The sequence below is a fragment of the Yersinia sp. J1 genome (assembly GCF_050586585.1).
Taxonomy (GTDB): domain Bacteria; phylum Pseudomonadota; class Gammaproteobacteria; order Enterobacterales; family Enterobacteriaceae; genus Yersinia; species Yersinia entomophaga.
The window spans coordinates 1-14,990 of record NZ_JBOBDP010000003.1; the positions used below are offsets into that span (position 1 = coordinate 1).

Sequence of the window (14,990 nt, forward strand, 5' to 3'; positions counted from 1 at the left end):
CGGCGACGGCATGGTTTTGCTGGTTCACCCTAACGGCTCCAAATATTGGCGGCTTCGTTATCGCTTTGGCGGTAAAGAAAAGATGCTGGCGCTGGGCAAATACCCTGAAGTATCGCTGGCTGATGCCAGGGCGTGGCGGGATGAGGCGGGGATGAATAGCGCAAAAGGGTAGTAGCGAGGTAGGGTGATTTCTAAGGCCGCTTCTTTTGTCATTGTCAGTTTTTAGCTGTTTTCGAGTTAATTAAAAGAGCAAGAAAATTTAAATTTACCTTAAGTTTAATTTATTTCTGAAATTGGATGGCGTGATTTTTTGATGTTCCATACAGGCAGATATGAGAAAGGTTTCTAGCGAGGTTTTTTTAATCTTATTCTTGACTATTTTGCTATTTTTTAAATTTAGAATAATAGCTTTTAGATTGATTTATTCGTCTTGTAGGGATTTTCCTACAGCGTTATGAGAAAATTCATATATCAGATGTAGGATATTTCATTTATTATTATACGCCATTTCATTTTTATTGGTTTTGATCAAATAAGATATATCGCTATTAAATTAAAAACATTTAGCACTTAAGTATGACAATCTTTACTTTATGGATACGAAACACCATATTTAACTGTGTTTTGCAGGATAAATATCTATTTAATTTAATTAAAACGATCTTTTAATCGGAAAAATCACAATTTACTAGATAAAAAGATCGTGTATAGTTCGTTCGTGTTGTTCGGGGTGAAATTTAAGGAAAGTTGATAATTCAGAGTATTTAGAAAAATCTGTTAACTATGACATATAGTGTAGGCATAAAGAAAGTCATAAGATGGGTATCTTCTTAATTATCCTCTATTTGTCTGCCTATAAAAAAATATTATCGGTTTTGCTATTCTGTCTTTTTAGAAGGTTTGTACCTTTTAATAATTATTTTGTTTTCTTATTTAATTTTTAATGGCTATTCAATTGCGGTGTTTTCAGCTAAGAATTTGAATTTATCGCACAATCATATCTGTATAAAAATATTATCTAATCAAAGGTCTTTATTATGTCTAATTTCAAGAGAAGTGTATTGGCTACAGCATTTATTTCTTCTGCGTTTATTTCTCAGGCATTTGCTGCCGATGAAGGTAATGGGCGAGTCCATTTTACTGGTACAGTAATTAATGCTCCTTGTTCGATTGCGCCAAATTCTACCGATATTAATGTCGATTTGGGACAGGTATCAAATAAGGTGCTGGAAACCGGCAATAAACATTCCGAGAACGTTAGCTATAACATCGATTTGCAAGATTGCGATCTGAGTGAGCAAACGGCTGGTTCAGTAACTTATCCGGCAATGTCTAAAGTTAGCGTGACCTTCGGTGGGGTTTCCGATGCCTCTGCTGTGGCTTTGCTGGCTAACACCGGTAGCGCGACTGGCGCGGGTATCCGCCTGATCGATGCTAATGGCGCATTACTAAAAGTTGGCGATACCAGCGCTGATATCAATCTGATCTCCGGTATTAACCAAATTGCTTTTGCAGCTCGTGTTGAGGCAACTGGTACAGCAGTGAAGGCCGGTACTATTGTTTCTCAGGCTACCTACGCACTGAACTATAAATAATCTCTTTTTTTATCACGTCGATTTAAGGGGAGGCAACTCCCCTTTGTTCATTTGTGCCAAAAAAGAAACGCTCTAAATCGATATAAATAATTATTTATACGCCATAAGACAGTGATTTATTTATGCAGAGTAATTCTAAAAGAAAAGCAATGATCTTTCGAATGATGCCAATATTATCGTTGGCAGGCATAGGTTTATTCCTGCCTGAGTGTGCTACGGCGGTAGAATTTAATACCAATATTATTGACGCTCAAGACCGTAATAATATTGATCTTTCTCGATTTGAAATTAATGACTATACGCCACCAGGTGATTATCTTCTGGATATTATGGTCAATGGCAGGTTATTACCTGATTCATCTCTGATTACCTATTTGCCTATTGATGAAGGGAGGTCAAGTAAGGTTTGTTTAACGCCTGAATTGGTCAATTCTTTAGGTCTTGCTCCAGCAGTGCGTAATTCAATGGGGTTATGGGATAACGGTCGATGCGTTTCTATCGATGATAAACAAGAAATAACGGAAAGTTACGATAAAGAAAAACAGCATTTGATTATTTCTATTCCGCAAGCCTGGCTAGCGTACAGCGATCCAAATTGGGTTCCGCCATCGCAATGGGATGATGGCGTACCCGGCGCTTTGCTGGATTACAACCTGTTTGGGAACTATTACGCACCTAATTCAGGGAGGAGTACGACAAATATCAGCAGCTACGGTACCGCAGGCGCCAATATGGGGTCTTGGCGTATTAGGGCCGACTACCAATATATTAATAGTGACAATGAAGGTACGCATTACAGTAATTTTGACTGGTCGCAGGTTTATGCTTTTCGTGCTATTTCGTCGATAGGTGCCAAATTTGTCGGTGGGCAGACGTACCTCAGCTCCAGTATTTTTGATTCTTTTCGTTTTTTGGGGGCTTCCCTCGCGACTGATGAGCGGATGTTGCCACCTACGCTGCGTGGCTATGCGCCACAAGTTATGGGAATTGCCCGTACCAATGCGCGTGTCGTTTTGAGCCAGAATGGCAGAACCCTTTATCAGACTAACGTTGCTCCAGGCCCATTTGTTATTCAAGACATTAGTGAAACGGTGCAGGGAAATATTGATGTGAGAGTAGAAGAAGAGGATGGGCATACCACTTCTTTTCAGGTCAGCGCTGCTAGCGTGCCATTTTTAACTCGTAAGGGTTCAGTGCGTTATAAGACCGCTTTGGGGCGGCCAATGCATGGCAGCCATAATGCGCTGGGCGATCCGATTTTCTTTAACGGGGAATTTTCCTGGGGAGCCTTCGACGATATATCGCTATATGGTGGCCTGATTGCCACGTCGCAGGATTACACAGCGGTTGCGATGGGAATGGGGCAAAATTTGCATGAGTTTGGTGCTTTATCCGTTGATGCGACTCACTCACAAGCTCAATTACCTGAGCAGGAAAAACTGAGCGGGGAAAGCTATCGGATCAACTATTCCAAACGTTTTGATCAGACTAATAGCCAAATCACCTTTGCCGGATACCGTTTCTCCGAAAAAAACTTTATGAGCATGAATCAGTATTTGGATCGGCTGAGTGGCAATAACTATCTACAAAATGACAAACAGACTTATACCCTGACGGCCAACCAATATCTGACATGGCCGGATGTCACGATGTATTTATCCGCGACGCATAAAACCTACTGGAATGATGTTTCCAGTAATAACTATGGGATTTCGCTCAGCAAGCTTTTGGATATTGGTCCGTTTCAGGGCATTTCTGCGGCTGTTTCTGCCAATAGAGTGAAATACGAGAACGAAACTGAAAACCAGATTTTCTTCTCTTTTAGTTTGCCAATTGGCGCAGGGCAGAAAATTAGCTATGACGCGCAGCGAGATAAGACGAACGGCTACACGCAAAATATTTCTTACTTTAATAGCCTGGATGCCAAAAATATCTGGCGTGTCAGTGCTGGCGGCGGAAATCCCGAATTGCAGAAGGGTGATGGTGTATTTCGCGGCGGTTACCAGCACCGTTCGCCTTATGGAGAATTTGGTATTGATGGTAGCCATAAAAATAACCAATACAACTCGGTGAATGCCAATTGGTATGGCTCATTAACGGCGACTGCGCAAGGCGTAGCCGCGCATCAGAATCCGTCGGGTAATGAACCCAGACTGATGATTGATACCGGTAATATTTCTGGAGTGTCTTTCAATATTAACTCTACCGTAACTAACGGTTTTGGTTTGGCCGTTGCCAATGGAGTGACAAGCTACCAGCAATCGGATGTTCGGGTTGATATGCAAAGTTTGTCTGATGATATCGAAGTGTATAACACAGTGATTCAGAAAACCCTGACCGAAGGTGCGATTGGCTACCGAAAGATTCGGGTGGTGAGAGGTCAGCAACTGATGGCAGTCATTCGTTTATCCGACGGTAGTTATCCGCCATTGGGTTCTTCGGTAGTAGCAGATAAAACCGGCGCTGAAATCGGAATAGTTGGAGAGAACGGGCTGGCTTATCTGGCCGGATTGGAAGAAGCGGCACAGTTAACCGTGCAATGGGGGAAAAATCAGTGTCGTCTGACATTGCCAGAGAATAAGGGTATCAACTCCGGAAAAATTTTACTGCCTTGCCAGTAACCCAATGATTAATTGACCTTCAGATTGACCTGAATGGCTCAGGCAATTGGGCAATAGAGAGTACAGAACTGACAAAATTTAAAGTGAGTATTAATGATGAATTTAGAAAAAAAAATGAGACGTATGACGGCTAGTCAGTCTAAAAACATGTTGGTGGTGCTGGCGTTAATGCTGCTCGGCACTATGAATAGTCAGGCGGCAATAAATTTGGACCGGACACGGATTGTTTTCGATAGTAGCGATAAATCGGTCAGCATTATTCTTGAAAATAAGAGTAAAACTTCCCCTTATCTGGCTCAGTCCTGGCTGGAAGATGCGAAAGGGAAAAAGATTGAGCGTCCTCTCGTCGCCTTGCCGCCGATGCAACGTATTGATGCAGGTCAAAAAAGTCAGGTTCGTATTATGAAATTGCCTGATGCCAGCACGCTTGCTACGGATCGCGAAACGTTATTCTATTTTAACGTGCGTGAAGTTCCGCCAAAAAGTGAAATGGCTAACGTGGTTCAGATTGCTATTCAGAATCGGGTAAAACTCTTTTATAGACCAACGGCGATTAAAGCGGATTATAAAGAGTCCTGGCAGGACAAACTTCAGCTTACTAAACAACGTGAAAGTCTGAAAATCTATAACCCGACGCCTTATTACGTGACGCTGGGATATTTGAGTCAGGATAATCGAGGTAATTTCCCCGGTTTTGATAGTGTGATGATTGCGCCTTTCAATACTGAAATCGTGAAAACTCCGGGCTATAGCGGAGATCATTATAGCTTGGGATATATGGATGATTTTGGCGGCTTGGTGTTGCGCATATTTAATTGCTCATCGGTTGAGTGCCAGATCCAGCCTGCGGAAAAGAATAAATAATGTTTATTGCCGTTTCGTTAATGGCCAAGGATAAATAATGATTCCTTTTTTTCTAGCTAAATTGCGCCGCTTCTATGGCTCGCTGGTTCTTTTGAGCGCAACTTTGTTACTGGCTCCAACGGCATATGCCCTTGATTGTGTAGAAGCGGGCACCGGCATGGTTATAAAACCGGCAATTCCGATTGGTGCATTGGCAATTCCATCCAATGTCGCTGCGGGAACTAAGGTCTGGGAATCTAATGATATTACGGTGACGGCTTACTGCGATAATGTGCTGGGAAGTGTCCGGGATCAAGTATGGTTTTATTTTAACCCGTTGAATAACGCATTAGGTCAGGGTTTGCAGTTAGGCGTGAGTTATTTAGGTCAGGAGTTAGAAACTAACGGTAAGGGAATAAATACCAATACGGCACCTATCGTTAAAGGGCAGAGCGTAACCGTGACCGTGACCTTCAGACTTTATATTAAAGTGACAGGAAACCCGCCCTCCAGCGGCACTTATCCCGGGGCTAATACTTTTACGGTTTTCCAGTTGGATGGCTCCAATGGGCTTAACCTTACTCCAGCAGCGAAGAATCTAAGATATTCTCTATCTGGATTAAGTTCGACGCGCTTTATTGCCTGCGGTGCGGATTTAGTGGTTTATCCGGAATCACAGGTCGTTAGTTTTGGTTCGTTTAATAAATCGCTGTTATCAACGACGGGAAATGGGATTAGCGCGCCATTTGCAATTACTTCAGTGAAGCAAGGCTGTTTGTCCAACTTTTCTATTCAGGCACAGTTTTCAACTACCAATCCGTTAATTGGTGATAATGCCATCGATATGCAAAATGGTTCTAAATTGACCATTTATGATGATGCTAATCAAGCGGTAGTATTTAACCGTTATGCTGATTTTGCCGTGATGAATGATGTGAATCAGGTAACGAAAAATTATACCGCTAGCCTGAATGCCATTCCGGGGCAAGCCATAAAATTGGGGCAGTTTGATGCGACGGCAATAGTTAAGATTAACTATTACTAGGTTGAGACAGGCAAGTGAAGACTGAAAAGATGCAGCCAGACGAGGCTGCATTTATGGTGCACCCAGATTAATTGATCAGGAATGATTTACCTTGCTGGAGTACTAAATCACAGGCTTTAGTTTTAATTTTTTCAGTGAGTTGGGCAGTGCCCAGATTATTGAGATCCAGACTTTTACCTTCGCCGGTTTTCAGTAATCCCCCCAGGCCTTCCTGATAGTCCTGACTTTTGGCATTTTCCGTACTGGTAATGCCCAATTTACTCATCAGCTGATCTTTAATTGCCGAAGTGCCATTGGCCGATAAAACGTTATTTTGAACGCAGTATTGCAAAATACCTGCGGCATTCGTCATGGTACTCGCGCTGAGTGCTTTATCGCCGCCGTTAAGCAGCCCGGTAAGCGAAGATAATGATGAAGAGCTATCCCCCGATTTACTGTACTCGTCCGCTGCATTTTTTACCGAGTCGAATAAACTGTTGGCTTGAGCACTACCGGTTACCAGAGTGCTGGAAAAGGCCAAAGCCAGTAATAGACGATGGGTGTTATTCATAGAAACTCCTGTTTCACATTGTGGGCTATAGCCAAAAGCCTGAAGCACTGAAGCAGTTAGATAGACCGTTAGTCGTTAACTTCACGGGCAGCATAACGTAAAAATATAACTTAGGAGAGCGTGTGATTTTAGCTCTACTGCATATTTACAGATTTAGAATCCGCATATCAGGTTGTCCGAAAGCTGATAACTTATCGGGTTGGATAATAGAAACACACTGAGAATCATCGGAAATCTACCCCTGAGTGACACATTATGGGATGATCATGACAACAACATAATTTAGGGGACGTTATGGCTTCGCTGAAAGATGTGGCTAATTTGGCTTCGGTATCATTAATGACTGTTTCTCGGGCGATTAATAACCCGGAGCAATTGCGGCCTGAAACCTATCAGCGAGTGGCGCAGGCCATCGAAGCTCTTAATTATGTGCCTGATTTTTCTGCGCGGAAAATGCGAGGTAACACCACGAAAACCTCGACGTTAGGAGTTTTGGCTTTCGATACGGCCACGACGCCATTTTCCGTTGAAATGCTGCTTTCGATTGAGCTGACGGCGCGAGAGTGCGGCTGGAATAGTTTTCTGGTGAACCAAACTTCAGCGGAAGACAGTGAACGCGCTGTTAATCAACTGCTTTCCCAGCGTCCAGATGGCATTATTTTTACCACTATGGGGTTACGCAGTATCCAGATCCCAGCGCGCTTAATGGATAAAAAGTTAGTGCTTGCTAACTGCGTGAGCGACAATTCGGATGTGGCCAGCTATATTCCAGACGATTTTTGGGGACAATATCAGGCGATAAAACGACTGATTGAACGTGGGTATCGCCGCCCTTTGTGTTTTTATCTGCCTGAAAATACGCTCGCTGCTCAGGCTCGTCGCGCTGGCGCTGAAAAAGCGTGGCAGGATGCCGGTCTGCCTTTAAGTGATTTACGTCAGGAACACATGATTTGGGGGGATGAGCATTACCCGGATGTCGTTACACTGCTAAATGCACACTGTCCTAATGGAAAACTAGATTTTGATATTTTGGTTTGCGGCAATGATCGTATCGCTTTTCTCGCTTATCAGGTGCTATTAGCCAAAGGCATTAAAATCCCGCAGCAAGTTGGGGTGCTCGGTTATGACAATATGGTCGGTATCGGTGGGCTATTTTTACCTCCGCTGACTACGGTGCAATTGCCGCATAATGAAATCGGCCGTGCCGCTGCTTTGCATTTAATCCAAGGCAGAACGGACAGCGAAATTCATAAAATTCCGTGTCCTCTGCTAGAAAGATCCTCTCTCTGACTTTCCAATTAAACCGACTGCGGTATTCATCCGCAGCCGTTTAATCCTAAATTTTTCAACCTGTTTTTAGCGTCCAGTATTGCCCACTCGCCAGCAAGGCCTGGCCATTATCTGCAAAAAGTGAAAGCTGGCGCAGGCCTTCACTTGGATAAATTCGACTGGTCAGGCTAGCTTCGCCATTATTTACAAACACCTCTATTGATGATTTATCGATAAATATTCTAAATGATAAGGTGTCGCCAGCGGGGATTTCGACGCTGCGATAGCCGGAAAGACGGTGCTGCGGATAATGGCGATTGAGGATCAACCGTTGAGCCTGGTTGTCGATAAAGACAGATACGCCTTCATCTGCGCCCTCAATTCCCCCCAAACGTAGGCCGAAGCGTTCGGCGTTGCTATCGTTGAGATTCCATTGCAACTGGATTTCCAGCGCGCTGGCCTCGTCGACTATTTGTCGGGTAGCGTTTTCCAATGGCAACTTTTCTAACTCTACGTGCTGGCGACGCAGCGTTTCCAGCTCAGATATGGGCTGCATCCATAACTTCCCATTATCCTTAATACTTAATTCTCGCGGTAAAGTCAGGCAACCGGCCCAATATTCCGCTTTAGAAGGCATATTGGATTCCCACATATCCATCCATCCAATAACAATTCGGCGACCATCTTTTGCTGTGAATGATTGCGGTGCATAAAAATCATGTCCCAGATCCAGCTCGACAAAAGGTTGGGCACGATGAAAGACCGTGCCGGGTCGCCAGGAACCGCGTAAATAACCGCTCTGGAACCGATTCCGGAAACGGTAGCCTTCGGCTTTTATACCTTGCGGGGAAAACATTAAAACCTGCTCCCCTCCCAGAGTGAAGAAGTCCGGGCACTCCCACATATAGCCCTCGCCGGTATCCGCTTTGGCTAGAACCTGTTGAAAAGTCCATTGGTGCAGCGTTTCGCCGCGGTATAGCAACACATGTCCGCAATCGACATGATCTCGCGCACCAATCACCATCCACCAAACGCCGTCTTGTTTCCATACCTTGGGATCGCGAAAATGCATGATGCCGTTCGGTGGAGTCAGGATAACGCCCTGTTTTTCAAAATTGATTCCATCTTGACTGGTTGCTAGACATTGCACTTCGCGAATAGCGCCATCATCTCCCGGTTGATTGAGCCAAACGTGACCGGTATAAATCAGGGTCAGCGTGCCATTATCATCTACCGCGCAGCCGCTGAAACAGCCGTCTTTATCCCACTCATCGCCCGGCGACAGTGCGATCGGCTGGTGTTGCCAATTCACCATATCGGTGCTGGTGGCGTGCCCCCAGTGCATGGGCCCCCAGTTTTCGTCATAGGGATGATGCTGGTAAAAGGCGTGATAAAGGCCGTTATGATAAATCAGTCCGTTGGGATCATTCATCCAACCCGCCGGAGGAGCCAGATGATAATTGGGGTAAAAAGCGTCCCCGACCTGAGGAATTAATTGTTGCAGCGCATGGTTAGCGCGATCCAGTTGCGTTTTCATAATCATTCACTTGGTTGATAAGTTAAGAGATAAGTGCTGGTTTCGGGGATCAGCGCGTAGCAGGAAGCAGGAAAGCAGAGTCAGGCCCAGCACCATGCCGCCCATGATCATGTAAGTTGCAGCGAAGCCGCGTAGGTCATAGCTATGTCCCGCCAATGGCGACAACACGCTGGCGCAAACCTGAGTGACAAATTGGAAACCCACCAGATATAAAGTGGCGGAGAGGCGTGGATCGAACTGGCTGGTGATGTATTTGAACATGGCGATCAATAGGATCGGCAGTTCAACGGCGTGTAGCAGTTTCATTAGGGAAATGGTGACGGCATCATCAGCTAATCCTGAACCGATAATTCGCAGCGACATGATCATACCGCTTAGTAGCAGAGCTTGTTTGGCACCAATGCGATTAACCAAGAAGGGAGCCAAAAACATGCCGCCTGCTTCCAGGAATACCTGTAGTGAATTCAGAAAACCGTACATTTCATTGCCATGGCGCGGATCTGAAAATAGAGAAGAGAAATAGACCGGGAATTGTTGGTCATAAACGTTATAAATACTGACGCCCATAACAAATACGACCAAAGCCCAAAAACGTGGCGTTTTAAGCAGGCCTAGAGCATCTGATAGGGTTAATGCGCTAGATTTGCCATATTCCAACTGATTGAGGGCATCGGTTTTAACTTCCCGAAGACAGAGTAATAACAGCAGAAAGACCACTGCCGATGAGGATGCCATCCAAAAATTGATATTAGGATTAATGTTAAACAGCATTCCGGCAAAGAAAGTGGCGCAGGCCCAGCCTAAAGATCCCCACATGCGTGCTTTGCCAAATTCAAAGCCGACAATACGGCTAACGCGTTCGGTATAGGATTCCAGTGCGCCGATGCCCGCGAAGAAAGTGGCTCCTATATATAATCCGCCCACAATTGCGCCAGCCAGCATGTTAAGTCGCAATAACGGAGCATAGATAAAGATGAAGAAGGGGCCGCTGAGCAGCAATAAGCCGCCAATCGCCCACAACAGATTTTTCCGTAGCCCTAATTTATCCTGAATAAAGCCGTATAGCGGTTGGGCGCATAACGCAGTGAGCGCGATGGCTGAAAATGTAGTGCCCGTTTCTGCGCCTTTTAAACCGACACTTTGATTTAACCATATGGAAAATAAAGAGAATGCCGAAGACCAGGTGAAGAAAAAAGTAAACAGCAGTCCGCTCAAAATCAGATATTGGTTACGAATGTTGCCTTTCATAGCAGTACCCTGATGGCTTTGTATGGCGCTATTGTTAACGTTAACTTTTCATCATGAGAAGCTAGCGTCTTCTTTATTTGCGATGTTAATCACAAATGTTAACGTTAACATTAATGGGTTGTGAGCTGGATACCATAAATTAATTGGTGGACAAGAAAGCAGAGGAATACAGGAAAAAGAGATGTTGATTTGTTTTGGCGATGGTTATTAGCATATTGATATGCAAAAACGATTGCCATAGGGTAAATGGCTGATATAGCATAATTGCCCTTATCTTTTGTTGCCTAAAATGGCGCATCCCATGATGAATACGTCAAATAAGACACAATCCCTCGATGGGCAACGTTCAGCCTCATTATCTTCGTCAACACTTCCCGATGCTGTCCGGAATAAAGAAAGTGTTCAACGTATCCTGGTTATCAAACTGCGGCATTTTGGTGATGTTCTTTTAACCACCCCGTTGTTAAATACGCTGCGAGAAAACTATCCGAATGCGTTGATAGATGTGCTGCTTTATGGTGGAACAGAAGCGATGCTGGCGGCAAATAGCACCGTTAATCATGCTTATATCGTCGATCGAGATTTAAAGCATGCTGGTCTCAAGGCACAAATTTGTGGCGAAAAAGCGTTGTTTAGCGATCTGAAAAAACAGCGATATGATCTGATCCTCAATTTATCCGATCAATGGCGCGCCGGCGTTTATTGCCGTTTATTACAGCCTAAATTCAGTATCAGTATTCGTTTTCCTAAACGGGATAACGGGCTGTGGCGCTACTGTCATTCCCGACTGGTGGATATTCCGCGGGCAGAAGAACAGCATACGGTATTAAATAATCTGGCGATTCTTGAGCCGCTTGGGATTGAGAATATCAGTACTCAAGTCACGATGGCATTCAGTCAGGCTAATATCGATCGGGTCGTCGAGATCCGCCAACAGAATCAACTTGATAGCTATGTGCTGATTCAACCTTCTGCCCGTTGGCGATTCAAGACATGGTCTGCCAGTCATTTCAGTCAATTGATCGATTCACTGACTCAGCAAGGTCAGAAGATCTTGCTGACCGGGGGACGCGACTCCGCCGAGTTGGATTATATTGCCGAAATTATTGGCGGCTGCGCTCAGCCTGAGAAGATTATTAATCTGGCGGGGACGTTGGATTTACCTGAATTAGCTGTATTAATTGATCAGGCAAAACTATTTATTGGGGTAGATTCGGTAGCGATGCATATGGCCGCAGCTCTGCAAACGCCAGCCGTGGTGCTGTTTGGCCCAAGTAATCTGCAACAGTGGTATCCTTGGCAGGCGCCACATACATTGATATGGGCAGGGAACTATCGGACGCTTCCTCAGCCAAATGAAATTGATACAGATACAACCGAGCGTTATCTGGACGCTATTCCGGTGAATGAAGTGAAAATTGCGGTTGATGCCTGGCTTAACGGCTCAGATCATTAATCCATGGCCATTCATTCTCCCCTTAACCCGTCTGAATTGAGAGTACCATGACGACAACATTAAGCTCTCCGGAGGTTCGCTCCCCGGAAATATCTTTGGCCAATCGCTTAAGCGGTTTACTGGCCGGCTTTGCTGCTTTTCTGCTAGGGGTAGCTCTGCCGACTGCCACTTCTTTCGTGAATATTGCGTTGGTTCTGATTATTATTTGTTTGATTATTCAGCGCGACAGGCTGCAATTCAAAGTGTTGGCAACCAACCCAATTGTTTATTTACCCGCGGTGATGTTCTTGCTGCTGGCGGCGTCATTATTATTCCATCATAACGATTACGGTTCTGAGATGGTGGGTAAAATGAAGAAGCTGCTGTATGTACTACCGCTGGCTTTATTTTTCCTGCATCAGAATCGTTTGATTAAGCTATTTGGTGCCGGTTTCCTGCTGGCAAACGCGGTTATATTGGCAGGTTCACTATTGGTTGGCGTATTGCACGTACCGCTAGGCATGATCGACCCGGCGAATCCGACGATATTTAAACTGCAAATTACCCAAAACTTCTTTATGGCATTAGCGGCGGTATTGTGGCTGATGCTGGCGTTTAAAAGCAGCGGTTGGAAGCGTTTGGGATATGGCGTTCTGGTTGCAGGTGCTTGCTATAGCGTGCTGTTTTTAGTACTGGGTCGTACCGGTTATGTGGCTCTGGTCGTAGGGTTAGGATCTTGGCTATTTTTCTCATTGGGAAACCGCCAACGTCTTGGTCTGGTGGCTTTAGGCATTATTGCATTTGCTATTATCGCGCTGGTTCCTAACCGGGCAACTGATCGTATTATGCTGGGCGTTAATGAAATTAAAGCCTGCATGGCATCAACTTCCGGCGATGAATATCAGGCTTGTAACTCTTCTATGGGGCAGCGTTCCGCCTTTGCTATGGAGGCTGCACGACTGATTAAGCAGGCACCTATTATGGGCAACGGTGCGGGCGGTTTCTTCTATTCGAATCCGGAAACTGGCTATAAGATCAATAACCCGCATAACCAATATCTGCTGGAAACTATTCAGTCTGGTATTTTGGGCGTGGTGATATTTTTGGCCTGGGTAGTGTGCTGTTTCCGTGCAGCCTGGCAGCAGGAGCCGAAGTTACGCAATCTGCTGCTGGCATTACTCTGTAGCTATATGGCCTGTAATTTCTTTAACTCCTTCCTGCTAGATTATTCAGAAGGCCATCTGTTCATGATACTGGCTGCGATACTGGCGGGATATTCGGTATCAGCGAAGCAAAAAAGGCCTCAGACGCTATAAGTTAGCCCTGGCTGATCGACGATAAAACGGCTCTTTATTGGAGCCGTTTTGCGTTGTCGCTCTCCTAACCTATGGCTGGCTTCTGGCAACCTGCAAACTTGTCTGAGAGGGACTCAATCTGTTTTGTCGTGGATTCTGGCGGTCAAAATAGTCAGATATGCACTTTATCTGATTAGCTCGTAACTGCAAGCCAGGGGTAACTGAGCGCCCGTTTTTAGCAGTAATAAACCCAATTATATATTTCCCATTCAAATCATAAATCTCAGAATCTAGAAACCATTTTATTCTCATTCTACTCAGCCACGTTAAATAACCCGGAGCAGCGTTTTTTTTTCTTATTGGGTAAATAATCGCCATTATGGGTACAGCACCGGATTAACTACTCTGTTAATAAGGCTGCTCTTAGCAGGCATAGCGCACAGGTTTAATTCAGGCGTGGGCAGTATCTGGAATGGCATACTAGAACGAGTGCCGAAGTGGCGCTGTAGCTGGATCTGAGAGGTTTGATGCGGTGAGTTTGTAGATGCAGGTTTGCATTTATAGTGCAGAATTTTGGTGAGTAGAATAATAACTTGGTAGTATGAAATTTGTACTGTAAATAAGACTGTTTGATGACATATCTGAAGCTAACGGAATTACATTATATTCTGTCTCCGCTGTCTGTATATGGATTATTTTCTCAGAAAAAATAGAGGTTTGATCAGCTTAAAGTGTAATAGTTGAGTAGCTTTAGGAAAATATAGATAATTCATTAAATAATGCTAATAATTTATACAAAATAAACAGTAAAAAAATTAACAAGCCATCACGATCTCTATATTATCGGTTTTTTATTTGATTTTTTGTGAATAAAAAACAGGTGAAAAATAATTTAATTTACTTTTTTCTATCAAGATGGCGATATTTAAATGAATGAATCATGACTAAGCATTGGTGATGGATATATTGATAAATAATAATTAGTTTGTTTTCTGTACAGCCGAGTGAAAATGAATTTGTGGAAAATAAATACTCATTTTTTAGTTTATATATTTTAATTAGACGTTTGCGGTGGGTTTTTATGCTGCTTGATTTGCTTTTGACCGACTCCAATGTTGTGAGAATCTAATGCATAGAAAATGAGTATTTATTATTTATAAGTGGATAAATGTAACTTAAAGCACTTAACATGATAATAACATGTGTTATTGGTGTGCGGTTTTTTTCGAATTAACAGTCACTATCTGTTATAGGAATAATCCTATTATTGCCTGACTCTATTCATTTGCTCTTGGCAATAGAATGCTTATGAATATAGGAGTTTTAAGCAGGATGTTTTTATTTTTAAACACTCATAATAAGATTGAGTCTGTAGTGTGGTTATCACTACATTTTTAACGTTAAAACCTCAGGGATAGCAAGGATTAACAAAAATTTATTTTCCATGGTTTGTTTTTTATTAATTTATTGATTTTATTGTATTTTTATCATTTTGCTTTACCGATCTAACTATTAATCATAGATGGTGTAATACCTAATATCAAGGCGGGGT

At 43.7% G+C, this 14,990-nt stretch carries 10 protein-coding genes and 1 pseudogene; 8 read left to right on the forward strand and 3 right to left on the reverse strand.

Annotation, left to right across the window (positions count from 1 at the left end):
* The 5 genes and pseudogenes from ACQ4OC_RS07115 to ACQ4OC_RS07135 all read left to right on the forward strand — a co-directional run.
* Positions 1 to 169: pseudogene (locus tag ACQ4OC_RS07115) on the forward strand (Arm DNA-binding domain-containing protein); the annotation flags it as partial.
* An 868-nt stretch (positions 170 to 1,037) separates the two neighbouring features.
* A complete protein-coding gene (locus tag ACQ4OC_RS07120) occupies positions 1,038 to 1,595 on the forward strand; it encodes a fimbrial protein (RefSeq protein ID WP_064516220.1) in 558 nt (185 codons plus the stop codon).
* Positions 1,596 to 1,756: 161 nt separating this feature from the next.
* A complete protein-coding gene (locus ACQ4OC_RS07125; RefSeq protein WP_430971047.1) occupies positions 1,757 to 4,216 on the forward strand; it encodes a fimbria/pilus outer membrane usher protein in 2,460 nt (819 codons plus the stop codon).
* A 147-nt stretch (positions 4,217 to 4,363) separates the two neighbouring features.
* Positions 4,364 to 5,080: a fimbrial biogenesis chaperone gene (locus tag ACQ4OC_RS07130; protein WP_235601038.1), complete on the forward strand. Its 717-nt coding sequence runs from the start codon at positions 4,364 to 4,366 to the stop codon at positions 5,078 to 5,080.
* Positions 5,081 to 5,117: 37 nt separating this feature from the next.
* Entirely contained in the window at positions 5,118 to 6,104 is a 987-nt protein-coding gene (locus tag ACQ4OC_RS07135) for a fimbrial protein (RefSeq protein WP_120805163.1), read from the forward strand.
* 67 nt (positions 6,105 to 6,171) lie between these two features.
* On the opposite strand, the gene ACQ4OC_RS07140 is transcribed toward ACQ4OC_RS07135, so the two are convergent.
* Positions 6,172 to 6,654 carry a DUF2501 domain-containing protein gene (locus tag ACQ4OC_RS07140; RefSeq protein ID WP_064516227.1) on the reverse strand — a complete coding sequence of 161 codons (483 nt, stop codon included), beginning with the start codon at positions 6,652 to 6,654 and terminating at the stop codon, positions 6,172 to 6,174.
* 294 nt (positions 6,655 to 6,948) lie between these two features.
* Between ACQ4OC_RS07140 and ACQ4OC_RS07145 the strand changes: the two genes are divergently transcribed.
* Positions 6,949 to 7,944 carry a LacI family DNA-binding transcriptional regulator gene (locus ACQ4OC_RS07145; RefSeq protein WP_064516229.1) on the forward strand — a complete coding sequence of 332 codons (996 nt, stop codon included), beginning with the start codon at positions 6,949 to 6,951 and terminating at the stop codon, positions 7,942 to 7,944.
* Positions 7,945 to 7,999: 55 nt separating this feature from the next.
* Here the strand turns inward: ACQ4OC_RS07145 and ACQ4OC_RS07150 are convergent, their stop codons facing one another.
* Together ACQ4OC_RS07150 and ACQ4OC_RS07155 are read right to left on the reverse strand one after the other, a co-directional pair.
* The gene (locus ACQ4OC_RS07150; RefSeq protein WP_205582766.1) at positions 8,000 to 9,463 is read right to left on the reverse strand and encodes a glycoside hydrolase family 32 protein; all 1,464 of its coding nucleotides are present in this window, start codon (positions 9,461 to 9,463) and stop codon (positions 8,000 to 8,002) included.
* A 3-nt stretch (positions 9,464 to 9,466) separates the two neighbouring features.
* The gene (locus ACQ4OC_RS07155; protein ID WP_064516231.1) at positions 9,467 to 10,708 is read right to left on the reverse strand and encodes an MFS transporter; all 1,242 of its coding nucleotides are present in this window, start codon (positions 10,706 to 10,708) and stop codon (positions 9,467 to 9,469) included.
* A 301-nt stretch (positions 10,709 to 11,009) separates the two neighbouring features.
* Here ACQ4OC_RS07155 and rfaQ point away from each other — a divergent pair, with 301 nt between their 5' ends.
* Positions 11,010 to 12,164 (forward strand): putative lipopolysaccharide heptosyltransferase III, encoded by a 1,155-nt coding sequence (gene rfaQ / locus ACQ4OC_RS07160; RefSeq protein ID WP_430971048.1) that lies wholly within the window; start codon positions 11,010 to 11,012, stop codon positions 12,162 to 12,164.
* Positions 12,165 to 12,211: 47 nt separating this feature from the next.
* Positions 12,212 to 13,459, forward strand: a complete 1,248-nt coding sequence (locus ACQ4OC_RS07165; protein WP_064516236.1) for an O-antigen ligase family protein — start codon at positions 12,212 to 12,214, stop codon at positions 13,457 to 13,459.
* The last annotated feature ends 1,531 nt before the right edge of the window (positions 13,460 to 14,990 follow it).